Source organism: Streptomyces sp. CG4, assembly GCF_041080655.1.
In the GTDB taxonomy this organism is placed as follows: domain Bacteria; phylum Actinomycetota; class Actinomycetes; order Streptomycetales; family Streptomycetaceae; genus Streptomyces.
In genome coordinates this window covers 7,773,518-7,799,105 of the sequence record NZ_CP163525.1, presented here as the reverse complement: position 1 = coordinate 7,799,105, position 25,588 = coordinate 7,773,518, and the positions used below count along the sequence as shown (strand labels likewise).

Annotated in this window: 21 protein-coding genes; 2 read left to right on the top strand and 19 right to left on the bottom strand. The window is 72.5% G+C overall.

Annotated elements, in window-relative coordinates:
- Position 1 precedes the first annotated feature (1 nt).
- From AB5L52_RS35680 to AB5L52_RS35650, 7 genes are all read right to left on the bottom strand, one after another.
- Positions 2-427 (bottom strand): roadblock/LC7 domain-containing protein, encoded by a 426-nt coding sequence (locus AB5L52_RS35680; protein WP_351028338.1) that lies wholly within the window; start codon positions 425-427, stop codon positions 2-4.
- Positions 417-3,041 (bottom strand): nitrate- and nitrite sensing domain-containing protein, encoded by a 2,625-nt coding sequence (locus AB5L52_RS35675; protein WP_369367664.1) that lies wholly within the window; start codon positions 3,039-3,041, stop codon positions 417-419. The genes AB5L52_RS35680 and AB5L52_RS35675 overlap by 11 nt, the downstream gene beginning before the upstream one ends.
- 142 nt (positions 3,042-3,183) lie before the next feature.
- The gene (locus AB5L52_RS35670) at positions 3,184-4,650 is read right to left on the bottom strand and encodes an HAD-IA family hydrolase (protein ID WP_369367663.1); all 1,467 of its coding nucleotides are present in this window, start codon (positions 4,648-4,650) and stop codon (positions 3,184-3,186) included.
- Positions 4,651-4,664: 14 nt separating this feature from the next.
- Entirely contained in the window at positions 4,665-5,744 is a 1,080-nt protein-coding gene (locus AB5L52_RS35665) for an ABC transporter ATP-binding protein (RefSeq protein WP_351028347.1), read from the bottom strand.
- The gene (locus AB5L52_RS35660; RefSeq protein ID WP_351028349.1) at positions 5,741-6,562 is read right to left on the bottom strand and encodes an ABC transporter permease subunit; all 822 of its coding nucleotides are present in this window, start codon (positions 6,560-6,562) and stop codon (positions 5,741-5,743) included. The genes AB5L52_RS35665 and AB5L52_RS35660 overlap by 4 nt, the downstream gene beginning before the upstream one ends.
- Positions 6,547-7,446: an ABC transporter permease subunit gene (locus AB5L52_RS35655; RefSeq protein WP_351028351.1), complete on the bottom strand. Its 900-nt coding sequence runs from the start codon at positions 7,444-7,446 to the stop codon at positions 6,547-6,549. The genes AB5L52_RS35660 and AB5L52_RS35655 overlap by 16 nt, the downstream gene beginning before the upstream one ends.
- Entirely contained in the window at positions 7,443-8,603 is a 1,161-nt protein-coding gene (locus AB5L52_RS35650; protein ID WP_369367662.1) for an ABC transporter substrate-binding protein, read from the bottom strand. The genes AB5L52_RS35655 and AB5L52_RS35650 overlap by 4 nt, the downstream gene beginning before the upstream one ends.
- 205 nt (positions 8,604-8,808) lie before the next feature.
- On the opposite strand from AB5L52_RS35650, the gene AB5L52_RS35645 reads away from it, so the two are divergent.
- On the top strand, positions 8,809-9,549 hold the full coding sequence (locus AB5L52_RS35645) for a GntR family transcriptional regulator (protein ID WP_369367661.1): 741 nt from the start codon (positions 8,809-8,811) through the stop codon (positions 9,547-9,549).
- 168 nt (positions 9,550-9,717) lie between these two features.
- Here AB5L52_RS35645 and AB5L52_RS35640 read toward each other — a convergent pair whose 3' ends face one another.
- The 9 genes from AB5L52_RS35640 to fmt all read right to left on the bottom strand — a co-directional run bounded on the left by AB5L52_RS35640 (position 9,718) and on the right by fmt (position 19,149).
- Positions 9,718-10,170, bottom strand: a complete 453-nt coding sequence (locus tag AB5L52_RS35640) for an Lrp/AsnC family transcriptional regulator (RefSeq protein ID WP_189951605.1) — start codon at positions 10,168-10,170, stop codon at positions 9,718-9,720.
- A 27-nt stretch (positions 10,171-10,197) separates the two neighbouring features.
- Positions 10,198-11,685: an amino acid permease gene (locus tag AB5L52_RS35635; RefSeq protein WP_369367660.1), complete on the bottom strand. Its 1,488-nt coding sequence runs from the start codon at positions 11,683-11,685 to the stop codon at positions 10,198-10,200.
- A 376-nt stretch (positions 11,686-12,061) separates the two neighbouring features.
- Positions 12,062-13,504 (bottom strand): GuaB1 family IMP dehydrogenase-related protein, encoded by a 1,443-nt coding sequence (locus tag AB5L52_RS35630; protein WP_351028360.1) that lies wholly within the window; start codon positions 13,502-13,504, stop codon positions 12,062-12,064.
- A gap of 132 nt (positions 13,505-13,636) precedes the next feature.
- Positions 13,637-13,999, bottom strand: coding sequence for a barstar family protein (locus AB5L52_RS35625; RefSeq protein ID WP_351028363.1), 363 nt, complete (start codon positions 13,997-13,999; stop codon positions 13,637-13,639).
- A complete protein-coding gene (locus AB5L52_RS35620) occupies positions 13,996-14,415 on the bottom strand; it encodes a ribonuclease (RefSeq protein ID WP_351028471.1) in 420 nt (139 codons plus the stop codon). The genes AB5L52_RS35625 and AB5L52_RS35620 overlap by 4 nt, the downstream gene beginning before the upstream one ends.
- A 341-nt stretch (positions 14,416-14,756) precedes the next feature.
- A complete protein-coding gene (locus AB5L52_RS35615; RefSeq protein WP_023552123.1) occupies positions 14,757-15,800 on the bottom strand; it encodes a sugar-binding transcriptional regulator in 1,044 nt (347 codons plus the stop codon).
- A gap of 90 nt (positions 15,801-15,890) precedes the next feature.
- The gene (gene rpe, locus AB5L52_RS35610; protein ID WP_369367659.1) at positions 15,891-16,577 is read right to left on the bottom strand and encodes a ribulose-phosphate 3-epimerase; all 687 of its coding nucleotides are present in this window, start codon (positions 16,575-16,577) and stop codon (positions 15,891-15,893) included.
- Positions 16,578-16,707: 130 nt separating this feature from the next.
- Positions 16,708-18,135 (bottom strand): transcription antitermination factor NusB, encoded by a 1,428-nt coding sequence (locus AB5L52_RS35605; RefSeq protein ID WP_351028370.1) that lies wholly within the window; start codon positions 18,133-18,135, stop codon positions 16,708-16,710.
- Between the two features lie 81 nt (positions 18,136-18,216).
- Complete coding sequence (fmt, locus tag AB5L52_RS35600; protein WP_351028372.1) at positions 18,217-19,149, bottom strand: methionyl-tRNA formyltransferase; 933 nt, start codon at positions 19,147-19,149, stop codon at positions 18,217-18,219.
- 328 nt (positions 19,150-19,477) lie between these two features.
- Between fmt and AB5L52_RS35595 the strand changes: the two genes are divergently transcribed.
- On the top strand, positions 19,478-20,020 hold the full coding sequence (locus tag AB5L52_RS35595) for a hypothetical protein (protein ID WP_351028374.1): 543 nt from the start codon (positions 19,478-19,480) through the stop codon (positions 20,018-20,020).
- 232 nt (positions 20,021-20,252) lie between these two features.
- Here the strand turns inward: AB5L52_RS35595 and AB5L52_RS35590 are convergent, their stop codons facing one another.
- The 3 genes from AB5L52_RS35590 to coaBC all read right to left on the bottom strand — a co-directional run bounded on the left by AB5L52_RS35590 (position 20,253) and on the right by coaBC (position 25,456).
- Entirely contained in the window at positions 20,253-22,412 is a 2,160-nt protein-coding gene (locus AB5L52_RS35590) for a primosomal protein N' (RefSeq protein ID WP_369367658.1), read from the bottom strand.
- A gap of 371 nt (positions 22,413-22,783) precedes the next feature.
- Entirely contained in the window at positions 22,784-23,992 is a 1,209-nt protein-coding gene (gene metK / locus AB5L52_RS35585; RefSeq protein WP_351028380.1) for a methionine adenosyltransferase, read from the bottom strand.
- A gap of 261 nt (positions 23,993-24,253) precedes the next feature.
- On the bottom strand, positions 24,254-25,456 hold the full coding sequence (gene coaBC / locus AB5L52_RS35580; protein ID WP_351028473.1) for a bifunctional phosphopantothenoylcysteine decarboxylase/phosphopantothenate--cysteine ligase CoaBC: 1,203 nt from the start codon (positions 25,454-25,456) through the stop codon (positions 24,254-24,256).
- Between the last annotated feature and the right edge of the window lie 132 nt (positions 25,457-25,588).

Genomic DNA, 25,588 nt, shown 5'->3' with positions numbered 1-25,588 from the left:
ATCATCTGGTCGTGCGGGCGGCCGCGTCCAGGTGGCGGCCGAGGCGGCGGACGAGCAGGGCCATCTCGTGGGCGAGCTGCCCGACGTCGGTACCGGCCTCGCTGAGCACGGCGAGGCGGCTGCCGTGGCCGGCCGGGGTGATGAAGAGGTAGGCGTCGTCGAGCATGACCATGGTCTGCCGCACCTCGCCCGCGGCGAACCGCTCGCCCGCCGAGCGGGCCAGGCTGTGAAAGCCGGAGCAGACGGCGGCCAGATGCTCGATGTCCTGTCGGCGCATCCCGTCCGAGCTGCTGAGCGGCAGGCCGTCGGCGGTCAGCAGCACGGCCTGGCGGACGTGGTCGGTACGGGCCACGAGGTCGTCCAGCAGCCAGCCGAACGCTCCGCCGGGCTCGGCGGACTGCTCGGGCCTGTCTTCGTCACCGGGCATCGTCGGTGTCCGTCCCTTCGTGGGCTTGGGTGGTCACGGTGTCAGCTTCGGTGTCGGGGATCGGGCGGGCCGCGCGGTCGGGGGCGGGGGCGTGGTGGGGTGCGGATGCCGGCGCGTCGTCGGGCGCGAGTACCGGTGCGTCGTCGAGTGCAGGTGCCGGCGCGTCGTCGGGTGCGGGTGTGTCGGGGCCGGCCGCGCCGTCGCCCGCGTCCCTGGGGGTTTGCTGTGACGTCGGCTTCGTGGTGCCGGTCGTCGGCAGGCCTCTGCGGCCGCGGTCCAGGCCGCGCTGGAAGGCGCCGAAGATCGCCCGCATCTCCTCGGCGTCGACCTCCGTCCCGGTGCCGCTCTCGCGAGTGGGCGGCTCGTCCCGCAACTCCGGTGCCAGAGAGGCCTGCCGGATCCGGGTGGGCAGTGCGGGCGAGGAGGACGGCCGCTCCCCTGTCGACGGCTCCCCTGTCGACGGCTCGGGTGCGGCGCCCGCGTCGGGCGCGGGCACGGAGGCGAGACGGTTCCGCGCGGGCGGTTCCGCCGCGGGCTCGCTGTGCGGTTCGCGCGGCGCGGCGGATCGTCGCCGGGACGGCAACTCGCGTACGGCAGACCCCTGTTCACGCTGCCCAGGCACCGCCGACTCGGGCGTCACCGGCTCCCGCACCGTCCGCTCGGGCAGCAGCGGCACCGGTGCCACCTGCCCGGGCGCCGGCCGCTCCACTTCCGCCAGCACCCCCTCCGGCAGCAGTACCACCGCCGTCGTACCGCCGTACGGGGAGTCCCCGAGGCTCACCTCGATGCCGTGCCGGGCGGCGAGACGGCCGACGACGTAGAGGCCCAGCCGGTCGTGGCGGGTGGGGTCGAAGGCGTCGGGGTCGGTGAGGGTGGCGTGGGCCCGCACGCGCGCGTCGGTGTCGAGGCCGAGCCCCCGGTCGTCGATCTCCAGCACGAACCCGCTGCCGACGCGCCCGGTGCGCAGGGTGACCTGGGTGTGCGGCGGTGAGAACACCGTGGCGTTCTCCAGGAGTTCGGCCAGCAGATGGACGACGTCGGCGACGGCGTCGGCCGCGACGCCGACCTCGGGCATCGGCGGCACGACCACGCGCGCGTAGTCCTCGATCTCGCTGACGGCCGAGGCGACCACGTCCGCGACCGGCACGGGCCGGCGCCAGCGCCGGCCGGGTGCCGCGCCGGAGAGGATGATGAGGCTCTCCGCGTGCCGGCGCATGCGCGTGGTGAGGTGGTCGATGCGGAACAGCTCGCGCAGCACGTCGGGGTCGTCCGTGCGCCGTTCCAGGGTGTCGACCAGCTTCAACTGCCGGTGCACGAGAGCCTGGTTGCGGCGGGCGATGTTGAGCAGCACCGCGAACAGGCCCCGGCGCAGGCCGGCCTGGATGACGGCGGCCTCGACGGCGGCGAGCCGCGCGGCGTTGAAGGACCGGCCGACCTGGGCGATCTCGTCGTCGCGCACCTCGTCGGCGGCCACCGGCGGCGCCTCGACAGCTGCGTCCACCTCGTCCCCGGCGCTCAGCCTGCGCATGACGTCGGGCAGTTGTTCCCTCGTCAGGACGTCGGCCGCGTCCCGCAGGGTCTCCAGGCGCCGCGAGATGCGCCGGGCCCCGCGCACCGCGAACCACAGTGACAGCCCGGCCGCGGCGAGGCCCGCACCGCCGACGACGGCCGCCTTGGTCAGCTCCCGGTAGGCGAAGGCCCGGCCGCGGGCGGCGGAGTTCTCGGCGGACGTGGTGCACAGTTCCCGGTAGCGGACGACAGCCCGGTCGGTGGTGGACCGCCAGGTGTTCGCCGCGACGGCCTTCCCGGCGCCGACGGCGCCGGCCCGCAGCAGCGCGTCCTCGCCGTGCACCAGCGAGCCGTACAGGCCGCCGCGCTGGAAGCCCTCGAACAGCCCCCGCGAGTCGGCGGGCAGGTCCGGCACATACGTCCGCTCGAACACCCGCCGGTCCTCGATGGTCGCGGTCAGCCTGTCGTACTGCCGGTCGGTCAGCGTGCCGGCCGCGCGCGCCCCGGCGACCAGTGCGTCCTCCCGCGAGACGAACTCCCGCACCCGCACCAGCTCGATGACGACCTGTGCCTCACGGGCGAGCTGTCCGGCCTGGAGGGCGGTGAGCGTGGACTGCACGTCGAAGCCGGGCTCCACGAGCGCGCTGTAGTCGTCCACGGCCCGGTCCCAGGTGATGTGCCGGGACAGCACCTGCGCACGCAGGTCGTCCAGTTTGCCGGTGGCGGTGACCATGGTGTCCAGCGACTGCCGCTGACGGTCCGTGAGCCGGCCGCGGTCGCCGTGCTGGACCGCCTGCCGCAGGGCGTCGACGGCCTGGTCGGTACGGCGTTGCTGCCCGAGCAGGTCGCTCGCGGTGGCCGTGTCGAGCGGGGCGCCCAGGTAGGCGGCGGACATCCGGCGCTCGATCTGGATCTGCCCGATCGCGGTGTCCACGGGGGTGCCGAAGTCCTCGTACACCCCCTGGACCCGGATCAGCGCGCGCAGTTCGCCGGTGACGGACCACATGGCGAAGCTCCACAGCCCCATCAACGCGACGGCCGGGGCGAGCGCGAGCGCCACGATCCGCGCGCGGACGGTGGTGGGACGGCCGAGGGGCCAGCGCATGAAGTACCTGCCGGTGTTACCAGTCAGTAGTGGGCAATGAGCGCGGCACAACCTACGGGATGGTCACCCCGGACCGCAATGGTGACCTGCGGTAACCCGGGGTCACCGCGCAGCCGGCCCGATCACCGCGCAGGCAGCCCGATCACCGCGCAGGCAGCACAAAGGTCGTGACGACCGCCGCGTGGTCGGAGGGCCAGTCGTTGTCCGCGACGTCCGGCCAGGGGCGCGGGGTGCCCGTGACGAGGGTCCGCGCGTCCCGGACGGTCAGGCCCCGGTGCAGGACGTAGTCGATCCGGTCCTGCGGCTCGGGCCGCCCGCTGCCGTCCTCGTGCACCGGGTGGATCGGCGACCAGGTGTGGCCGGGCTCGGCGACGGGGTCCGGATGGGCCTCGCGGTAGGAGTCGGCGAAGCCCGCGTCCTCGGCGGCCTTCGTCACCGGCCAGGCCACGTCCGGCCAGTCCAGGTGCGAGGGGCAGTTGAAGTCACCGACGAGGACGACCGGGACACCCCCGGCCGAGGACCCGGCGATGCGGTCCAGCGCGTCCCGCATCTGGGTCAGCCGCAGCTCCTCGTGGGCGATCAGCTCCGGCGCCGGCAGCCCGTCGAAGGCGGACTCGTAGGGGCCGTACGGCGTGTAGTGCAGATGCGCGGTCCACACGTCGACCTCGCGGCCGGGCGCCACGGCGATCCGGACGCCCGCGGCGCCGTAGAAGCCGACGTCCGGGTCGCCGAAGCGGGCGGTGATCGGATGACGGCTGATCACGCCGAGGTTCTCGCCGGCCCGGTGGTGGTGCCAGCCGAGCGCCTCGGCCAGCTCCTGGGCGGATGTGCCCCCCGTCTCCTGGAGGCCCACGACGTCGGCGCCGCTCTCCAGGATGGCCTTGAGCTGCTTGGCGCGGTGGTCGTCGACCTCGCTGCCGCCCAGCCACAGGTTCCAGCTCATGACGCGGAGTTCGGGCGCGACCATCTGCCGCAGCTCCTGGACCGTGACGCCGGTGAGGCTGTCCCGTACGGTCCGGCCGGGCGCGGTGCCGATCGGTGCGAGGGACGGTACGGCGAGGACGGCGCAGCCGGCGGCCTCGGCGGAGGCGACGCCGGTCTCGGTGTCCTCGACGGCCACACAGGCGGCGGGGTCGACGCCGAGGGCACGGCAGGCGGCCCGGTAGGGGTCGGGGGCCGGCTTGGTGCGGGCGGTGTCGTCGGCGGTGACGGAGACCGCGAACCGGTCGGCGCCGAGGGCGTCGAGGACGACGTCGGCGACCGCGCGCGGGGACGCGGTGACCAGGGCGGCCGGGATGCCGGCGGCGGCCAGCGCGTCCAGCAGGTCCAGTGCGCCGGGCCGGGGCACGATCCCGGTGCGGACGCGGTCGGCGAACTCGCGGTGCAGCTCGGCCGCGAGGTCCGCCGCCGGGCGGGCCGTCGCCGCGGCGAGCCAGGCGGCGGTGTGCTCGACCGGGCGGCCGAGCACGTCCGGCTGGTCGTCCTCGGTCAGCGGGCGCCCGGCGACCTGCTCGACCGCCTCCCACCACAGCCGCTCGGTGTCGACGAGCGTGCCGTCCATGTCGAACAGGACTGCCTGCAGCGGGTGTTGGGGGGTGTGGGGGGTCACGTTCGGGAAATTCCTCACTTCTGGATACGTTCGGCCACGAGCACCGGCCGTTCGGGCAGCGACACGTCGACGGCGGTTCCGGCGCCGAGCCCGGTGGCCTCGTGCGCGGGCAGGTCGGCCTTGGCCTCGGTGCCGTCGGCGAGTCGCACGGTGACCCGGACGACCGCGCCGAGGAAGGCGGTGGCGACGACGCGGGCGGTGCCCTGTTCGTCGGCGCTCACCCGGAGGGCCTCGGGCCGCACCAGCACGTCCACGGCGCCGTCCGGCACCTCGCCGTCGGCCGGCAGCCGCTGCCCGAGCACCTGGACCGTGCCGTCCGTCAGCTCGCCCGGGATCCGGCTCATGGTGCCGACGAACTCGGCGACGAAGGCGGTGGCGGGACGGCCGTACAGCTCGGCGGGTTCGGCGCACTGTTCGAGGCGTCCGGCGCGCATGACGGCGACCCGGTCGGCAACCGACAGGGCTTCCTCCTGATCATGCGTCACGAAGAGGGTGGTGATGCCCAGTTCCTGCTGGAGGCGGCGGATCTCCTCGCGCAGGGTGAGCCGCACCTTGGCGTCCAGCGCGGACAGCGGCTCGTCGAGCAGCAGCACGCGCGGGCGCAGGGCCAGGGCGCGGGCCAGCGCGATGCGCTGCTGCTGGCCGCCGGAGAGCTGGTGCGGGTAGCGCTCGCCCTTGTCGGCGAGGCCGACCAGGTCCAGCAACTCGGTGGCTCGGGCGCGCCGTTCGGTCGTGCGGACCCCGCGCATGCGCAGCCCGAAGGCGACGTTGTCCACGGCGTTCAGGTGCGGGAAGAGGCTGTACGACTGGAAGACCATGCCGGCGTCACGGCGGTGGGCCGGTACGTGCGTGACGTCCTCGCCGTCGACCAGCACCGCGCCGGAGTCGGGGTGTTCGAACCCGGCGAGCATGCGCAGCGCGGTGGTCTTGCCGCAGCCGGACGGGCCGAGCAGGGCCAGGAACTCTCCGGGGCGGACGGTGAGGTCGAGTCCGTCGAGGGCGACGGTGGCCCCGAACTCCCGCCGGAGCCCGCGGAATTCGACGGTCGCGGCCTTTTCAAGTGTCTCGGTCAGGGTGGCGGTCATGGTGGTCATCCCCGGGAAGAAGCGGTTCGGTTGCGTCCGCCGCCGGCACCGGCGAGCGCGAGGAGCAGGGCCCAGGTGACGAGCAGGCTGAGCACGGACACGGCGACGGACATCTGGGCCTGTTCGCCGCCGACGTTGTAGATCCATACGGCAAAGGGCGCGTAGCCGAGCAGATGGGAGACCGTGAACTCGCCGAGGACCAGGGCCAGCGTGAGGAAGGACGCGTTCAGCAGAGCCCCGCGCAGATTGGGCAGGACGGCCTGCAGAAGGGCCTGCGGCCAGGAGGCGCCGCAGCTGCGGGCGGCCTCGACGAGGGTGCGTACGTCCATGGCGCGCAGGCCGGCGTCCAGGGCCCGGTAGACGAACGGCAGGGCCATCACGACGTAGGCGAGGACCAGTACGACGGGGAAGTTCTGGTTCTGGATCACCACGAACGTCTCGAACAGCGGTGTCCGGGAGAGATGCTCAGGGCCCCACTTCAGCACACTGGCGATACCGGCGACGAACGCGATGGGCGGTACCACCAGCGGCAGCGAGCAGACCACTTCCACCACCGGGCGCAGCCGGGGCGCGCCGAGCCGCAGCGCGACCACGGCGGGCACCATCAGCAGCAGGACGGCCGCGATGGTGGCGACGGCCAGCTCCAGCGAGAGCAGCAGGCTGGAGAGGAAGCCGTCGGCGGAGAGGATCTTCGTGTAGGCGTCGAAGGTGACGCCCTGGCCGGGCACGTCCACCGTGAAGATCACGGAGGCGGCGAGCGGCACCAGGAAGTACAGGGCGGCGAGGCCGAGGACGACCCACCGCCACGGGGTCAGGCGTCGAGCCATCGGGCACTCCGTCGCTGAAGGGGCAGGTACACGGCCATCACCAGGCCCGCCACCAGGACCATGTCGAGGCTGAGGGCGAGGGCGACGTTCTCCTGGCCGACCAGGACGTTGCCGGACAGGGCGTCGGCGATCTGCAGGGTGACCAGCGGGACCGCGCTGCCAACCATGGCGGCGGCGGTGGCGTAGGCCGCGAAGGCGCTGCCGAACAGCAGGACCAGGCCGCCGAGCAGCGAGGGCGCGAGCACGGGCAGGGCCACGTGCCGCCAGTACTGCACGCCGGTGGCGCCGTTGTTCAGCGCGGCCTCGCGCCACTGTGCGCGCAGGCCGTCCAGCGCGGGGGTGATGGTGAGGACCATGAGCGGAATGAGGAAGTACAGGTAGACGAGGACCAGGCCCCAGAAGCTGTAGAGGTCCCAGCCGCTGTCCTTCAGGCCGAGGTGCACGGTGAGGACGCCCGCGTTGCCGAGGGTGGCGACGAAGGCGAAGGCCAGCGGGACGCCGCCGAAGTTGGCGAGCACACCGGAGGCGGTCAGCACGGCCTCGCGCAGCCAGCGGGAGCGGGAGCTGACCACGGCCTGCGCGAGCGGCAGCCCGAGCAGGGCGCCGAGCGCGGCGGAGATCGCGGACAGCTTGACGCTGCCGAGCAGGGCGGTGAGGTACGGGCCCTTGAGCGAGGCCGTCATGTTGGCGCCGGTGTAGGTCGTGGCGCCCGTGGTGGCGTCGTCGACCGAGAAGGCGCCGTTCACGATGGCCACGGCCGGCAGGCCGAAGGCGATGGCGACGAAGACCAGCAGCGGTACGACCGCCAGCCAGCCGGGGGCGCGGCGCCGCCGCTTCGCCGAAGCGACGGGCGCCACGTCCGCACGCGGGAGAGCGGCGGTCATCCGGAGACGGCCTTCTGCCAGCCCGTCGCGATGGCCGTCTTGGCCTTGCTCTGCTGGTCCTCGGTCGGGAAGGAGGGCGTGCCGGTGACCTTCGGGAGCTTGGCGGCGGCGGTCTTGTCGAGCGTGCCGGCCTTGTCCAGGGTGGCCATCAGGGCCGGGCGGGCGTAGCCCTTGAGCCACAGGTTCTGGCCCTCGGCGCTGTAGAGGTACTCCTGCCACAGGCGGGCGGCCGCCGGGTGCGGAGCGTCCTTGTTGATGGCCTGGGAGTAGTACTGGGCGTACTGGCCGTCGGCCGGGATGTTCACCTTCCAGTCCAGGCCCTTGGACTTGAACTCGTCGGCGTAGCCGGCGTTCAGGTAGTCCCAGTCGATGGAGATGGGCGTCTCGCCCTTCTCGACGGTGGCCGGGGTGGACTCGACGGGCGTGTAGTTGCCGCTCTTCTTCAGCTTGGCGAAGAAGTCCAGGCCGGGCTGGATGTTGTCGAAGGAGCCGCCGTCCGCGAGGGCCGCCGCGTAGACGCCGCCGAAGGCGGAGCCGGACTTGGTGGGGTTGCCGTTGAGGGCGACCTGGCCCTTGTACTCGGGCTTGAGCAGGTCCTTGAAGCTGGTCGGGCACTCCTTGACGCGCTTGTCGTCGCAGCCGATGGAGATGTAGCCGCCGTAGTCGTTGTACCAGCGGGCCTGCGGGTCCTTCTGGGCCTCGGGGATGTCGCCGTAGGAGGCGACCTTGTACGGCGCGAGCAGGCCCTGCTGGGCGGCGCTCAGTGCGAAGGAGGAGCCGAGGTCGAGGACGTCGGGGGTGCGGTCCTGGCCCTTGCGCGAGGTGACGGCGTTGATCTCGTCCTGGCTGGTGCCGTCGGGGCTCTCGTCCTGGATCTTGATGCCGTACTTCTTCTGGAAACCGTCGATGATGGCACCGTAGTTGGCCCAGTCGCGGGGCACCGCGATGATGTGCAGCGTGCCCTCCTTCTTGGCCGCCTTCACGAGGGCGTCCATGCCGCCGAAGTCGGCTGCGGAGGTGGCGGTGGCGGCGCTCTTGCCGTCCTTGGTCTTGGCGGACGCGTTGTCGGGGGCGGCGCCGCAGGCGCTCAGCGCGAGCGCGGCGACGACGGCGAGGGAGCCGCCGAGCACGGCGTTTCTCGGCAGGGACACAATCACGGTCTCTCCAGGGGGACGCATGAAGGAGGGTGGGGAACTTGTCTGAACAAGTTGGCCTCAGTACGCCGGTCCCGGGTGTCCTGACCGTAAACACCGGCGAAACTCCAGGCCCTGATTCCCTGCACACTTCCGACTGACACGGATCACCAAGGCGTGTCGATTACGCTGGTCACGCTGTGCACAGTGACCTGAGCAGAGGGGAAGCATGACGGCGCGACACGAGGAGATCGCCGACGAACTGCGGCGGGCGATCGACCGCGAGGAGTACACGGTCGGCAGCCGCCTGCCCTCGGAGGCGGAACTCGCGACGCACTACGGCGTCTCACGCGGCACGGTCCGCCAGGCCGTCGCGACCCTCACCTCCGAGGGACTGATCGGCTCCCGCCAGGGCGCCCGGCGCGTCGTGCTCGCCAGCCGGCGCAGCCAGAGCTTCGAGGAACTGCGCAGCTTCGCCCAGTGGGCCCGCGCGATGGGCCGCGAGGCCACCGGCCACGTGGTGAGCCAGGAGTACCGGCCGGCGACCCACGAGGACGCCGCCCGCCTCCAACTCCCCATTGGAACACCGGTGTTGCACGTACTCCGGGTCCGCGGCCTGGACGGCGAACCGGTACTGCTGGAGCGCACCGTGTACGCCGACTGGATCTCCCCGGCGGTGGAGTCGATCGAGCCGGAGTGTCCGTCGGTCACACAGCGGTTGTACGACGACACCGGACTGGTCTTCGCGTACGGGGAGCACATCATCGACGCGGTCGCCTGCGGCGCACAGGACGCCGAGTTGCTGGGGGTCCGCCGGACGAGTCCGCTGCTGCGGGTGCGGCGGGTGACGACGACGCGTGAAGGACGGCCGGTGGAGTGGTCGGACGACCGGTACCGCTCGGACGCGGTGAGCTTCAGCGTGCGGAACTCCATCGGCAGCAACTCGCTGGCGCGGAAGACGGCGGAGTAGAGCTCGGGGCGCATGCGCCGTCGCCGGGTGCGGGTGCGTCGTGGTTTCTCGCGCAGTTCCCCGCGCCCCTGAGGATGCTGCAGTCCAGCATGCCTGAAAGGGGCGCGGGGAACTGCGCGATCAGCCACAGACCACCCGCACCCGGCGACGGTGAAAGCCCCCCGAGTTCTACCCCGGCGCCCCCGAAGAGAAGCGGCGCAGCAACGGCGAAAGCACCAGCACCGACTTGGTCCGTTCCACGAACGGCTCCCCGGCGATCCGCTCCAGCACTCGCTCGAAGTGCCGCATGTCGGACGCGAAGACCTGCGCGATCGCATCCGCGTCGCCGGTGACGGTCGACGCGGCCACGACCTCCTGATAGCGCTCCAGCCCCCGCTGAATGGTCTCCGGCGAGGTGTTTCGGCGGCAGTGGATCTCGATGTACCCCTCGGTCTCCCAGCCGAGCGCCGCCGGATCCACCCGGACGGTGAATCCGGTGATCGCTCCGGTGGCGCGCAGCCGGTCCACGCGCCGCTTCACCGCGGGCGCGGACAGTCCGACCATCTGCCCGATGTCCGCATAGGAGCGGCGGGCGTCCTCGGCGAGGGCGTGCACGATGCGTTCGTCGAGATCGTTCAGCACAGCGGGTGGTTCACTTCTTCGGTTCGGTCACTTCTCTGCCGTCACCGCGAGATCCTCGGCGGCCGCGAGACGGGAACGGCGATAGCCGTATACGAAGTAGAACACGAGCCCGACAGCCATCCAGACACCGAACACGATCCACGTGACGGCCGACAGGCTGCCCATCATCCAGACGCAGAAGGCGAAGCCCAGCACGGGCAGCACCGGCGACAGCGGGACGCGGAAGGTGCGGTGCATGTGCGGGCGCGTCCGGCGCAGCACCACGACCGCCACGTTGACCAGCGCGAAGGCGAACAGCGTGCCGATGCTGGTGGCGTCCGCCAGCTGACCCAGCGGGATCGCGGCGGCGAGGACACCGCAGAACAGGGAGACGATCACCGTGTTGGCGCGGGGCGCGCCGGTCCTCGGGTGGACCTTGGAGAAGATCTTGGGCACCAGGCCGTCGCGGGACATGGCGAACAGGATGCGGGTCTGGCCGTAGACCACGGTCAGGACGACGCTCGCGATGGCGATGACGGCACAGGCGGCCAGCAGGGTGCCCCAGAAGCTCTGCCCGGTGACGTTCTTCATGATCTCGGTGAGCGCGGCCTCGGAGCCGTTGAAGGTCCGCCACGGCTTGGCGCCCACGGCGACGGCGGCGACCAGCACGTACAGGGCGGTCACGATGACCAGGGACAGCATGATCGCGCGGGGCAGGTCGCGCTGGGCGTTCTTCGCCTCCTCACCGGCGGTGGAGGCGGCGTCGAAGCCGATGTAGGAGAAGAACAGCGTGCCGGCGGCGCCGCTGACGCCCGCCATGCCGAGCGGCATGAAGTGCGCGTAGTTGCCGGACTTGAAGCCCGCGAAGCCGATGGCACAGAACAGGATCAGCGCGCCGATCTTCACGCACACCATGATGGTGTTGGCCCGCGCGGACTCCCGGGCGCCGCCGAGCAGGAACACCATCGCGAGGATCACGACGATCAGGGCGGGCAGGTTGAAGATGCCGCCGTCGCCGGGTGGAGCCGACAGGGCCGTCGGGATGGTCACGCCTATCGTGCCGTCGAGCAGCTCATTCAGGTACTCGCCCCAGCCGACGGCCACGGCGGCCACCGAGACGCCGTACTCCAGCAGCAGACACCAGCCGCAGATCCACGCGATCAGCTCGCCCATCGTTGCGTATGCGTACGAGTACGAGGAGCCGGAGACCGGGATGGTGCCCGCCAGCTCGGCGTAGGACAGGGCCGAGAACAGCGCGGTGAGACCGGCGATCACGAAGGCGAGCGTGACGGCCGGGCCCGCCTTGGGGACGGCCTGGCCGAGGACGACGAAGATGCCGGTGCCGAGCGTGGCACCGATGCTGATCATGGTCAGCTGCCACAGCCCGAGGGAGCGCCGCAGCGAGCCTCCCTCGCCCTGGCCGCCCTCCGCGACCAGGCGTTCCACGGGCTTACGCCGCATGAGGCGCGCGGCGAGGCCCGGGGACGCGGGGGCGGTCGCTGTGCGGTCGTGCGGGGGTGCGCCTTGGTCGAGCACGCGCTGGCTCCTTAATCCTGCCGGTCATTGCGGACGGGGACCGGTGGCAGCCCTGCGAGGACAGGAACCCACCGAGCGGAGTCCCCGCCACGCCACGTACAGACGAGCACCCTATGAGTCAGGCCTTCACGGGCGTAATGCAGCAACCTTGCGCGTCCCCGCATGATCATTGCGTTCCTCGCACCGGATTGACAAATCGTTGCGCGCGGGCTGACAACCGTTGCGCAGCATCCTCACCGCCGCCTTCGTCCCGACCATTTGGGGGGCGAGGGAGGCCGTCCGGATATCCAGACATCCGGGGGCCCGGAAACGCGGACGGCCCCCGCCCCTCCCGCTCGGGGAGGAACAGGGGCCGTACCGGACGACGTTTCGCCGGTCAGCTCCAGCTGGCGTGCAGCGGCTTGCCCTCGGCGTAGCCGGCGGCGCTCTGGATGCCGACGATGGCCTTCTCGGCGAACTCCTCCAGGGAACCGGCACCCGCGTAGGTGCAGGAGGAGCGGACGCCCGCGATGACCGAGTCGATCAGGTCCTCGACGCCCGGGCGGGTCGGGTCGAGGAACATGCGGGAGGTGGAGATGCCCTCCTCGAACAGCGCCTTGCGGGCACGGTCGTACGCGGACTCCTCGGACGTGCGGTTGGCCACCGCGCGCGCGGACGCCATGCCGAAGGACTCCTTGTAGGCACGCCCGTTGGCGTCGTGCTGGAGGTCGCCCGGCGACTCGTAGGTGCCCGCGAACCAGGAGCCGACCATCACGTTGGACGCGCCGGCCGCGAGGGCCATGGCCACGTCGCGCGGGTGCCGGACGCCACCGTCGGCCCACACGTGCTTGCCGTACTTCTTCGCCTCGGCGGCGCACTCCAGGACGGCCGAGAACTGCGGCCGGCCCACGCCGGTCATCATGCGGGTGGTGCACATGGCGCCGGGGCCGACACCGACCTTGATGATGTCCGCACCGGCGTCGATGAGGTCCTTGACGCCCTCGGCGGAGACGATGTTGCCCGCGACGATGGGCACCTGCGGGTCGAGGGCGCGCACCAGCCTGATGGCGCTGATCATCGACTCCTGGTGGCCGTGCGCGGTGTCGATGACGAGCGTGTCCACGCCCGCGTCGAGCAGCTGCTTGGCCTTGCCCGCCACGTCGCCGTTGATGCCGACGGCGGCGGCGATGCGCAGCTTGCCCTGCGCGTCGACGGCCGGGGTGTACAGCGTGGCGCGCAGGGCGCCCTTGCGGGTGAGGATGCCGGCCAGCTTGCCGTCCTTGTCGACGGCCGGGGCATAGCGCCGGTTGTGGTGGTCCAGGGTGTTGAAGGCCTCGCGCGGGTCGATGTCCGCGTCGAGCAGCAGGAGGTCCTTGGACATGACCACTTCGAGCTGCGTGAAGCGGTCGACGCCGGTGAGGTCCGCGTCGGTGACGACGCCGACGGGCCGCTGCTCCTCGTCCACGACCACACCGGCGTTGTGGGCCCGCTTGGGCAGCAGTGCGAGCGCGTCGGCGACGGTCTGGTGCGGGGCGAGCACGATCGGCGTGTCGAGCACCAGGTGGCGGCTCTTCACCCAGGAGACGACGTCGGTGACGACGTCGATCGGAATGTCCTGCGGGATCACCACGAGACCACCGCGCCGGGCCACGGTCTCGGCCATGCGGCGACCGGCGATCGCGGTCATGTTGGCGACGACGAGCGGGATGGTGGTGCCCGTGCCGTCCGGCGAGCTGAGGTCCACGCCCTGACGCGAACCGACCGCGGAGCGGCTCGGCACCATGAAGACGTCGTCGTACGTCAGGTCGTACGCGGGCTGGATGTCATTGAGGAAACGCACGTGCTGCTCATCCCAGTCGTTCAGAAGTGGCCCCCGGACAGGTGTGCCAGGGGGAAAGAGCACGTACTTCATTGTCCCATGTCGGGGCCGTTGTCACGCCCCGACGGAACATCCAGGGTGCCGGCCGATCACCTAGGAGGATCCTCCAAGTGGCGATCCGCCCAGGGCCAGCACGACGGCCAGCGCGGGCGTACGGTCCACCGCCTCGCCGAACACCTCCTGGGCCGTCCGCCACTCCCCCGGGTTCGCCTCGGCGTACGGCTGCCAGCCGCGCACCACGATCAGCAGCCCCTGCTCGACGGCCCCCTCGGGCCATACGGTGTGGTCGGAGAGGGAGTCGGCCAGCGCGTCCCAGTTGCGCCCGAACCAGTCGGGCAGCGCCAGCGCCCGCGCGGTGCGGTCCATCAGCCCGGCCTTGTCGGTGACACCGTCGAGGTCGAGGTCGACGACGAGCCGCCCTGCCGGCTCCGACGTGCCCGTCGGGTCTTCGCTCATCTCAGTACCGCCCGGAACGTGTTGTAGTGATCATCGGTGTAGTAGATCTCCCCGCCCTGCCCGGTGACGATGCGCCGGGCCCCGCGGTCGCGCGAGCCGGGCGTCCTGACCGTGTATTCGTGGTAGTAGCCGCGCTGGTGCTTGGGCAGCCGCCCTTCGAAGTTCCCGAAGACGACGCCGTCCTTGGCGTACGGGAAGGGGCCGCCCTTGTCGATGCGGGCGAGCGTCGTACGGGCCTCGGCCGGCAGCTGAGCCTCCCTGACCGTGCCCATCCCGTGCACCCACGCCGGCACGGACACTCGCGCACCGGCCGACCTCGCCCCCGCACTGGCTCCGCCACCGGCTCCCGGGCCGGCCCCGGACGAACATCCCGCGAGGAGGACGCCGAGGACGGCAGCCAGCAGCCCCCAGAGCAGGCGGGGCGGCTTCCGGGGCGGTGCGGAGGCGCGGGGCGGGGTGAGGGACCGTCCGTGAGCGGGGGACGGCGCCTCGGACAGCCAGGCGCTGTGGAGCAGCGTGAGGGACCGTCTGAGCGTGTGGGAGATGAGCCGCGGCAGCATGCCGACGATGCTGCCACGCAGGTCCCACTCACCGCCTCGACTCGCCGCGCCCCGCGGGTCCCGCCCGGCCCCCGGGCCGCCACGCCGACACACCGCCTGCACCGCCACGGGGCGCCGCGGGGTTCGCGGCTCGCCCCAGGCCCCCTCCGCGTGTCCCCTCCGCCTGTCCCCTCCGCCTGTCCCCTGCGCGGGGCCCGTCAGATGCCGTCCGGGTCCGCTCGGCTGAGGGCCGGCTTCGGGGTGGGGCCCGCGGTCATCAGGTAGTCCGCGGCCGAGGTGTCCGTGACCAGGCTGGTGACCAGGCCGGAGCGGAGTACCGCGTCGATCGCGGACGCCTTGCGCTGGCCGCCGGCGATCGCCACGACCTCCGGGACCCGGCGCAGTTGGTCGGCCTTGACCGTGATGCACCGCTCCCCCAGGTCCCGCCCGATCCGGCGCCCCTCGGCGTCGAAGAGGTGCGCCGCCATCTCCGCGGCCACGCCGAGCGAGGCGTAGTGCGCCCGTTCCTCGTCGCTGAGCATGTCGTGCACCGTCGAGATGCCCGGCTCCCAGGAGCCGATGGAAACACAGGCGACCGTGACCTTGTCGAAGTACTCGAAGGCCCGGGCGATCCCGGTCTGGTTGCGCAGGGCGGCCGCGGTGGCCGCGTCCGGCAACAGCATCGGCGCATAGATCGGATGGGCGTCGCCGCCCGACACCTGGGCGGCGCGGCGTACGGCCTCGACCGAGCCGCGCTCCGAGGTCCCGGCGTCGTACACACCCGTCAGCTGCACGACCGTGCACGGCGGCAGCCGGTCGAGCGCCGCCGCCATGTGGATGGTGGACCGGCCCCAGGCCAGACCCAGCACGTCCCCTTCGTTGACGAGCTCGCCGAGCAGGTCGGCGGCGACCTCGCCGAGGTTCTCGGGGTCGGGGGTCTCCTCGGCCTCGGCCGGGGACTCGACCACCACGGCGTGCCGCAGGCCGTAGCGGGCGCGGAGCGCGTCGGAGCGCTCGGCGTCCAGCTCGGCCGGGACACGGATCTCGATACGTACGAGATCCCGTTCGAGAGCCGTCTCCAGGACCCGGGCCACCTTGAAGCGGCTGACGCCGAACTCCTCCGCGATCTGGATCTTGGACTTGCCCTCGAGGTAGAAGCGGCGGGCCATGGCCGCCGCCTGCACCAGCTCAGCGGGTCCCATCCGCATGGCTGACCGGCCCGCCGACATACCCGACACGGCGATCTCCTCACTGCTGTTCACACTCTGGATTCGCCGTTCATCCTTGCAGATTCGGCGCTACGGATCTGCCCTGATGGGGGCCGTTCACTTAACCGTTCACGTAGCCGTGGCTCAGTGGTCGCATGCCCAGGATGCCTTGGCGGTGGCGGTCTGCGCCTGTGTGCGCAGGGCACGCACCGCCTCCGCCGGGTCCTCGGCCCCGTACACGGCCGAGCCGGCCACGAACACGTCCGCTCCCGCGTCCGCGCACCGCTCGATCGTCGAGGCCGAGACACCGCCGTCCACCTGGAGCCACAGCTGCAGGCCGTGCTTGCCGATCAGCTCACGGGTGCGGCGGATCTTCGGCAGCATGATGTCGAGGAACGCCTGACCGCCGAAGCCGGGCTCGACCGTCATGATCAGCAGCATGTCGAGTTCCGGGAGCAGGTCCTCGTACGGCTCGATCGGCGTCGCCGGCTTGAGCGCCATGGAGGCACGGGCACCCTTGGCGCGGATCTCCCGGGCGAGCCGCACGGGCGCGGCGGCCGCCTCCACGTGGAACGTGACGGAGGAGGCGCCCGCCTCGACGTACTGGGGCGCCCAGCGGTCGGGGTCCTCGATCATCAGGTGGCAGTCCAGCGGGGTGTCCGTCGCACGCGCCAGGGACTCCACGATGGGCACGCCGAGCGTGAGGTTCGGGACGAAGTGGTTGTCCATGACGTCGACGTGGAGCCAGTCGGCGCCTTGGACCGCCTTGGCCTCCTCCGCGAGGCGAGCGAAGTCGGCGGACAGGATGCTGGGGTTGATCTGCACGGCCATGCCCCAAGCCTGCCATGTCGCTGCGCTTGGCTGTAACCGCGGTCGCCTGGGGTCGTGCGTCGGCTGCGGGCCGGTGGGGGCTGGACGCGCAGTTCCCCGCGCCCCTCGGTTGGCTGTCGTCAGCGGTGTTTCAGCCGGTTCTGCGGATCAAGGCCAGGTACATCGCGTCCGTGCCGTGCAGATGCGGCCACAGCTGTACGTCCGGCCCGTTGCCGAGCGCCGGGACGCCCGGCAGCAGCGGACGCGCGTCGATCAGCTCCGCCTCCGGGCGCTGCTTGAGGACGTCGGCGACGACCGCGCGGGTCTCGGCGAGGTGCGGCGAGCAGGTCGCGTAGCCGACGATCCCGCCGACGCGCACCGAGTCGAGCGCGGTGCGCAGCAGCGCCCGCTGCAGCGGCGCGAAGCTGTCCAGATCCTCCGGGCGGCGCCGCCAGCGGGCCTCGGGGCGCCGGCGCAGCGCGCCGAGCCCGGTGCACGGCACGTCCATCAGCACCCGGTCGAAGGTGCCGGGCCGCCACGGCGGCCGGGTCCCGTCGGCGGCGATGACCTGGTACGGCCCCGGATTGCCGGCCAGTGCCTTGGCGACCAGCCCCGCCCGGTGCGGCTGCTTCTCGGAGGCGAGCAGCGTGGCTCCCCGCTCGGCGGCGAGGGCGGCCAGCAGCGCGGCCTTGCCACCGGGCCCGGCACACCCGTCGAGCCATGTCGTGTCGGACCCCTCGATGGGCGCGTTGGCGAGCGCCAGGGCGACCAGCTGGCTGCCCTCGTCCTGCACTCCGGCCCGGCCCTCGCGGACGGCCTGCACCGCGCCCGGCTCACCGCCCTCGGCGAGCCGCACGGCGTACGGCGACCAGCGCCCCGCCACGGCTGCCTCCTCGCGCAGCAGCTCCTCGGTGGTGGCCCGCCCCGGCCGCGCGACCAGGGTCACCTCGGGCCGTTCGTTGTCGGCCTCCAGCAGGTCCTCGATACCGGCGCGCCCGCCGCCCAGGGAGTCCCAGAGCGCGGAGACGACCCAGCGGGGATGCGAGTGGACGACGGCGAGGTGGTCCTCGGCATCCTCGTCGTACGGCGGCGCGACCTTCTCCAGCCAGCCGTCGAGATCGTCCTGCGCGACCTTGCGCAGCACCGCGTTGACGAACTTGGCGCGCCCGTCACCGAGCACTACTCGCGCCAGCTCGACGGAGGCGGACACGGCGGCGTGCGTCGGGATCCGCGTCCCGAGCAGCTGGTGCACACCGAGGCTGAGCACATCGAGCACCGGCGGGTCGACCTCGCGCAGCGGCCGGTCGACACAGGCGGCGATCACCGCGTCGTACGTCCCCTGCCGGCGGAGCGTGCCGTACACCAGCTCGGTGGCGAGGGCCGCGTCCCGTGCGTCGAACTTCTCCGGTCCCTCCTTCTCGCGCGCCTTGCGCAGCAGCGGCGGCAGCACGAGGTTGGCGTACGCGTCCCGCTCGTCGACCGCGCGCAGCGCCTCGAAGGCCAGGATGCGGACGGGGTCCTTCTGCGGACGGCGGTAGGGCTTGGCGGGCCTGCGCGGCCGCCGGGACTGCTCGCTCACGAAAAAGGTGCTCCGGATGTCAGGAAGGGAGTGCGGTTCCCAGCCTACGTCGGCGCACCGTCACCCCCTCCTACCGGGCTCTCAGCCGCCGAGCTTCTCGCCCTCGGCGATCCGCACGCCACGGGCCCAATCGGCCGCCCGCATCGGCTTCTTGCCCTGCGCCTGTACCCAGAGCAGCTCGACGGCGTACGAACCGGTGCCCACGTGCACGCTGTTCTTGCCGACCGCCATCCGCCCCGGCGCGAGATCGGTGCGCTCGGGCACGGGCGTGACCTGGATGAGCTTGAGCCGCTCGCCGCGGAAGGTGGTCCAGGCGCCGGGGGCCGGGGTGCAGCCGCGCACGACCCGGTCGACCCGCAGCGCGGGCGCGGCCCAGTCGACCTGCGCGTCCTCGACGGTGATCTTCGGCGCGAGGGTGACGCCCTCGGCCGGCTGCGGTACGGCCTTCAGGGTGCCGTCCTCGATGCCGTCCATGGTCGCGGCGAGCAGCCCCGCGCCGGCGAAGGCGAGCCGGGTCAGCAGGTCACCGCTGGTGTCGGTGGCCCGGATCGCCTCGGTCACGGTGCCGTAGACGGGCCCGGAGTCCAGCCCCTCCTCGATGAGGAAGGTGGAGGCGCCGGTGATCTCGTCGCCCGCCATGATGGAGTGCTGCACCGGAGCCGCGCCGCGCCAGGCGGGGAGCAGCGAGAAGTGCAGATTGACCCAGCCGTGAGCGGGGACGTCGAGGGCGACCCGGGGCAGCAGCGCGCCGTACGCGACGACCGGGCAGCAGTCCGGGCCGATCTCCTTCAGCCGCTCCAGGAACTCGGGGTCCCGCGGCTTGAGGGGCTTGAGCACCTCGATCCCGGCCTCCTCCGCCCGCTCGGCCACGGGCGATGCGACCAGCCTGCGCCCGCGCCCGGCCGGTGCGTCGGGCCGCGTGACAACAGCGGCCACCTCATGCCGCCCGGAGGCGATCAGAGCGTCCAGAGCGGGAACGGCGACCTCGGGGGTACCGGCGAAGACAAGCTTCATGGGCGGGATCGGGCCTCTCGGGCGGGGGTGGGCGGGCAGCGCACCAGTCTATGACCACCGGCGGCCGGACGGGTTAGAGCCACGGGTGTGTGGACGCCGACGGCGCGGGGCCCCAGGTTGTCCGGTCTCTTGGCCCACTGGACGACGGGTGGTGCGCGGGTGGCAGAGGGAACCCGGGCGCGCGCCGGGACGACCGGCGTACGCATATGCCCGTACGCCCCCACCCCGTGACCAGCGGAGCGCACAGGCGTTGGTCAAGAAAGAGTTGACAACACAGGGCCGCTTTCGCGGCCCAATTCCTTTCAACGCCGGTTCGAGAGGCTTGTTCATGGCCGACCATGCAACCCACGACGCCCAGGCCCGGGCCAGCCTGCACTTGCTGGTGCGGGACATCGAGCGAGTCCGCCGGCAGGTGGACGCGCTGCGCACGCTCACCGCCCAGCTGGGAAACGTCTACCGCCCGCGCCGCTCCGGCCCGTCCACGGGCTTCGTCGTCTACGGACGCGCGCCAGCCCCGACGGTGCGCCTTGCCCAGGAACTCCGGGACAGTGTCGAAACCCTGGTCACGGCCGCCGTGGACTTCGACCGCTCACTCGGCTTCTCGTGGGACGCGGTGGGCTCGGCGCTCGGGGTCACCAAGCAGGCGGTGCACCGCCGTTACGGCGCCCGCCGCGCCGCGACCCAGGCGGCCGCCGAGGCCGAGCGCGGCCCGGAGCCCTCAGGGACCCGCACCCTCAATGTGCCCACCGGCCTGCCCGCGGTCCCGACGGTTCCCGCGGCCCGCTCGATGCCCACACAGCCGACGGCGGGCAGCCCCGCCCTGCGCGACGAGGCCCGCCCGACGGCTTTCCCCGGCCCACGCAACGGCTGACACCACGGCCGACAGTTCTGCCCCGCCCTCCCGGGCACGTCCGGGAGGGCGGATACGTATGCGGACACGGCGGCCGGGACACCCGGCACGACCACATCACTTCACCATCACTTCAACGACAGCCCGGCGACCCTCGCCTCACCGCGCGCCCGGCGCCCGACGGCACGTCACCTCACGCACTGCCCCGTGCCCCTGGTCCGGGGCCGGGTGCTCGGTGCCCGCCGCATCGACCTCACCCGATGTCCGCCGGATCGATCCGCACCCGCACCGCCTCCCCGCTCCCCCGTGCCATCCGAGCGGCCTGGGCGGTCTTCAGCGCGGCGGCCAGCGCGGCCCCGCTGCCCGGCCGTACCCGCACCAGTGCCCGGTCCCAGTGCTCGCCCGGCGGTGGCGCCCCGGGCCTGCGAGGCCGCCCGGGCGGGGCTGACGGTATCGGCACCGGCCCCAGCACCTCCGCGTCCGGCGGCAGTTCGGCCGAGGCCAGGAACTCGGCGACGGCCGCCGGTGTCCCGGACACGGCCGCCATCCGCGACACCGGGGGGAAGCCCAGCTCGGCCCGCTCGGCCAGTTCCCGTACCGCGTGCCCGACGGGGTCCCACCGCACCAGCGCCTGCACCGGCCGCAGGGTCGGCTCGGCCACCACGACCACCGTGCCGCCCTCGCTCTGCGGCCGTACCAGCGCGCCCGCCGCGATCCACCGGCGCAGCGCGTCCTCGCCGGCCCGCAGGTCGGGTCGTACGAGCATGGCCCAGCCGTCCAGCAGCAGGGCGGCCGCGTAGCCGCCCTCGGCGACCGGTTCGGCGCCCGGTGTGCTCACAACGAGCGCGGGTGTGCCCGGCACCGTGTCCAGCACATGCTCGCGCCCCGAGGTGCGCACCGGGACCGCGGGAAAGGCGCGCCCCAGCTCCTCGGCCGTCCGCCGCGCCCCCACTATCTGGGCGCGCAGCCGGAAGCCGCCGCACTCCGGGCAGTGCCACGCGTTCTCCTCGCGCCCGCACCAGCCGCACCGCAGCACCCCGGCGTCCTGTCCCTGGAGCGGCCCGGAGCAGTGCCGGCAGCGGGCGGGCGCCCGGCACCGGTCGCAGGCCATGCGGGGGGCGTAACCGCGTCGGGGCACCTGCACCAGCACCGGTCCGTGCCGCAGCCCCTCGCGGGCCGTCTGCCAGGCGAGGGTCGGCAGCCGGGCGGCGCGGGCCGCCTCGTCGCGCGCGAGATCCTCGTCCCCGACCGTCCGGACCAGCGGCGCGGCCCGGCGCACCTGCTCCCGGTCGGCGGCCAGCGGCCGGGCCCAGCCGCTCTCCACGAGCTGGGCGGCCTCCACGGTGCAGGAGAACCCGCCCAGCAGGAAGGCGCACTTGTCCAGCGCGGCCCGCAGCAGCAGCACATCGCGTGCGTGCGGCTGGGGGGCGTGCTGCTCGCTGTGGCTGTCGTCGCCGTCGTCCCAGATGGCGACGAGCCCCAGGTCCTGCACGGGTGCGAACATGGCGGCCCGCGTCCCGACCACGGCCCGTACGGAACCCCGGCGCACCGCCAGCCACTGCGCATACCGCCTCTCGGGCCCCGCGTCGGCGGTGAGCAGCGCATGCCGCCCCGCACCGAGCAGCGCGGTGAGCGCGGCGTCGACCCGCGCGGCGGTCCGCCCGTCCGGTACGACGACGAGGGCGCCGCGTCCCGAGGCGAGCGTGGCGGCGACGGCGCGGGCCAGTTCCTCGCTCCACAGCGGGCCCGGCAGCGCGGTCCAGACCGCCCTGGGCGATCCGCCGGAGGCCAGCGCGTCGAGGAACGCGCCGCCGTGCTCGTACCGCCCCCAGGAGGCCTGTTCCGGTGGCTTCGGCGGCGGGAGCGGAGCGGGCGAGGGCCGTTGCTCGGCTCGCACGCTGCGCGGCGGCACGGCCAGCTGGAGCACGTCGGCGAGGCTTCCGGCGTACCGGTCGGCCACGGCCCGGGTGAGCCCGAGCAGTTCCGCGCTCAGCACCGGCTCCGGCGAGACGACCTGGGCCAGGGCGGCCAGCGGACCGGTGTAGTCGGACTCGGCCCGCCGCTCGATCAGGAAGCCGTCGATGAGCCCGCCGCCCTCCCGGCGCCCTTCGCGCACCCGGTGCCGCCCGGCTCCGAACCGCACCCGCACCCGCACGCCGGGCTGCGCCTGCGCGTCCAGTTCCTCGGGCACCGCGTAGTCGAAGTACCGGTCGAGGTGCAGCACGCCCTTGTCGACCAGCACCCGCGCGACGGGCAGTTCCTTGGCGAGCGCGGCGCCCCGCCAGGTCCGCGGCTTGGCTCGGGGCGTCTTCGCCTGGCGCACGCTCTCCCGGATGAGCGCGAGCTGCTCCGGCGGCGCCCCTTCGGCCCCGCCGTCCCCCTCTGCCCGGGACACCCCGTTCTCGCTGCTCACGCTTGCATTCTTACCAAACGGCTCTGACAACGGCCCCCGGCCGCCCTGCACCGCCCGAGATCCTCTCGGCCCCGGCAACGCCGTCCGGCGCTTCCGCCATGGCCCACTCGGCCATACCGCTCCCGATCGGGACCGGCAGCAGGATTCGAACCTGCGAGGGTGTTCTCACCCAGAAGTAGCCGGGGCCCGCGCACCGGGCGGTGTCGGCCTCCACAGCGTAGGAGCCGCCCACTCGCGCACGCCACCGCATTCGACCGCCGGCAGCTGGCTCGTTGTCCCACGAAGGCTGCCCCATGACGCCTGCCCCGTGACAGGCCGAGGCCCGGCATCCCCGAAGGGAAGCCGGGCCTCGGAGAGAGGAAGGCGCGGGCTTACAGGCCCACGGCCGCGCGCAGGGCGTCCACGCGGTCCGTGCGCTCCCAGGTGAAGTCCGGGAGCTCGCGGCCGAAGTGACCGTAGGCGGCCGTCTGGGAGTAGATCGGGCGGAGCAGGTCGAGGTCGCGGATGATCGCGGCCGGACGGAGGTCGAAGACCTCGTCGATCGCCTTCTCGATCTTCTCGGCGTCGACCTTGGCGGTGCCGAAGGTCTCGACGAACAGACCGACCGGCTCGGCCTTGCCGATCGCATAGGCGACCTGCACCTCGCAGCGGGAGGCCAGGCCCGCCGCCACCACGTTCTTCGCGACCCAGCGCATCGCGTACGCGGCCGAACGGTCCACCTTGGACGGGTCCTTGCCCGAGAAGGCACCGCCACCGTGGCGGGCCATGCCGCCGTACGTGTCGATGATGATCTTGCGGCCGGTCAGGCCGGCGTCACCCATCGGACCGCCGATCTCGAAGCGGCCGGTCGGGTTGACCAGCAGACGGTAGCCCTCGGTGTCCAGCTTGATGCCCTCGTCCAGCAGCGCCTTCAGCTCCGGCTCCACGACGAACTCGCGGATGTCGGGCGCCAGCAGCGACTCCAGGTCGATGTCGCTCGCGTGCTGGGAGGAGACGACCACCGTGTCGAGACGGACGGCCTTGTCGCCGTCGTACTCGATGGTGACCTGCGTCTTGCCGTCCGGGCGCAGGTAGGGGATGGTGCCGTTCTTGCGGACCTCGGACAGGCGCTTCGACAGGCGGTGCGCCAGGAAGATCGGCAGCGGCATCAGGGTCGGCGTCTCGTCGGACGCGTAGCCGAACATCAGGCCCTGGTCGCCCGCGCCCTGCTTGTCCAGCTCGTCCTCGTCGCCCTCGACCCGGGTCTCGTACGCCGTGTCGACACCCTGTGCGATGTCCGGGGACTGTGCGCCGATGGACACCGAGACACCGCAGGAGGCGCCGTCGAAGCCCTTCTTGGAGGAGTCGTAGCCGATCTCGAGGATCTTGCTGCGGACCAGGGTCGCGATGTCCGCGTAGGCCTTGGTCGTCACTTCGCCGGCCACATGGACCAGGCCGGTGGTGATCAACGTTTCGACGGCGACCCGGGAGGTCGGGTCCTCGCGCAGAAGCGCGTCGAGAATGGTGTCGCTGATCTGGTCAGCGATCTTGTCGGGGTGACCCTCGGTCACGGACTCCGAGGTGAACAGGCGACGGGACACAACGCTCCCTGTGGTTGCAGCGGCTGCTGGCTGATCATTTGCGGCGACGCGCGGGGCTGCGCCCGGCGTCGACCGTGAACAGTTTATCGGTCGCACTCGGCCAATGGGCCACTGTCTCGCCTCTCGGGAGCGCTGTGACCTGCGGCACGGGCATTCTGCACAATGCCGGGCGGCCTTGGCCAGGGCCGCCACACCCGATTTGATCGGTCCACGGGCCTGCCGTCAACGGGTCCACGCGGTCCGGCCGGGGACGCGCCGGGGTCAGCCGAGCCGTCGGACGACCAAGTCCCAGACGGTGTCGGCCAGGGCTTCCTTGGGGCCGTGCGGCACCGGAGTCTCGCTGCCGTCGGCGCCCAGCACCACGGCCTCGTTCTCCTCGGAACCGAACGTCTTGCGCTCCCCCACCTCGTTGACGACGAGCAGGTCACAGCCCTTGCGGGCGAGTTTGGCGCGGCCGTTGGCGAGGACGTCGTCGGTCTCGGCGGCGAAGCCGACGATCACCTGGCCGGTACGTGCCCGATCGGCCGAGATCTCCGCGAGGATGTCCGGATTTCGCACCAGGACGATCGGGTCGGGGTCCTGGCCGTCCTTCTTCTTGATCTTGCCTGTGACATAGGTCTCCGGGCGGAAGTCGGCGACCGCGGCGGCCATGACGACCGCGTCGGCGTCCGCCGCCGCCTTCAGGACGGCCTCGCGCAGCTGGACGGCCGTGCCGACCGGTACGACGTCCACGCCCGCCGGGTCGGGCAGGCCCGCGTTGGCCGCGATCAGCGTGACCCGGGCGCCGCGGGCGGCGGCGGTGCGGGCGAGGGCGTAGCCCTGCTTGCCGGAGGAGCGGTTGCCGAGGAAGCGGACCGGGTCGAGGGGCTCGCGGGTGCCGCCGGCGGAGACGACCACGTGCCGCCCCTCCAGGTCGGGTTCGGCGGCGCCCCGGGCCAGTACGCGGCGACAGACCTCGAAGATCTCCGCCGGGTCGGGCAGCCGGCCCTTGCCGGTGTCGACGCCGGTGAGCCGGCCGACGGCGGGCTCGATGACGACGGCGCCGCGGCGGCGCAGCGTGGCCACGTTCTCCTGGGTGGCCGGGTGCTCCCACATCTCGGTGTGCATCGCGGGCGCGAAGACGACCGGGCAGCGAGCGGTCAGCAGCGTGTTGGTCAGCAGGTCGTCGGCGAGGCCGTGAGCGGCCTTGGCGAGCATGTCGGCCGTGGCGGGCGCGACGACCACCAGGTCGGCGTGCTGGCCGATGCGGACGTGCGGGACCTCGTGGACGTCGTCCCAGACCTCCGTGGAGACGGGGTTGCCGGACAGGGCGGACCAGGTGGCGGCCCCGACGAAGTGCAGCGCGGAGGCGGTGGGCACCACGCGGACGTCGTGATCCGACTCCGTGAACCTTCTCAGCAGCTCACAGGCCTTGTACGCGGCGATGCCGCCGCTGACCCCCAGGACCACCCTCGGCTTGTCCACCATCTCTCCCCGGCTCGGCAACGAACGCGACGGAACGTATGAGTCCATCACACACCACAGGCCCGGCAACGTGCTGCCGGGCCTGTGGACAAGTCGATCGCAGTCTGAAAGTACTACTGCTACTGCGCAGGA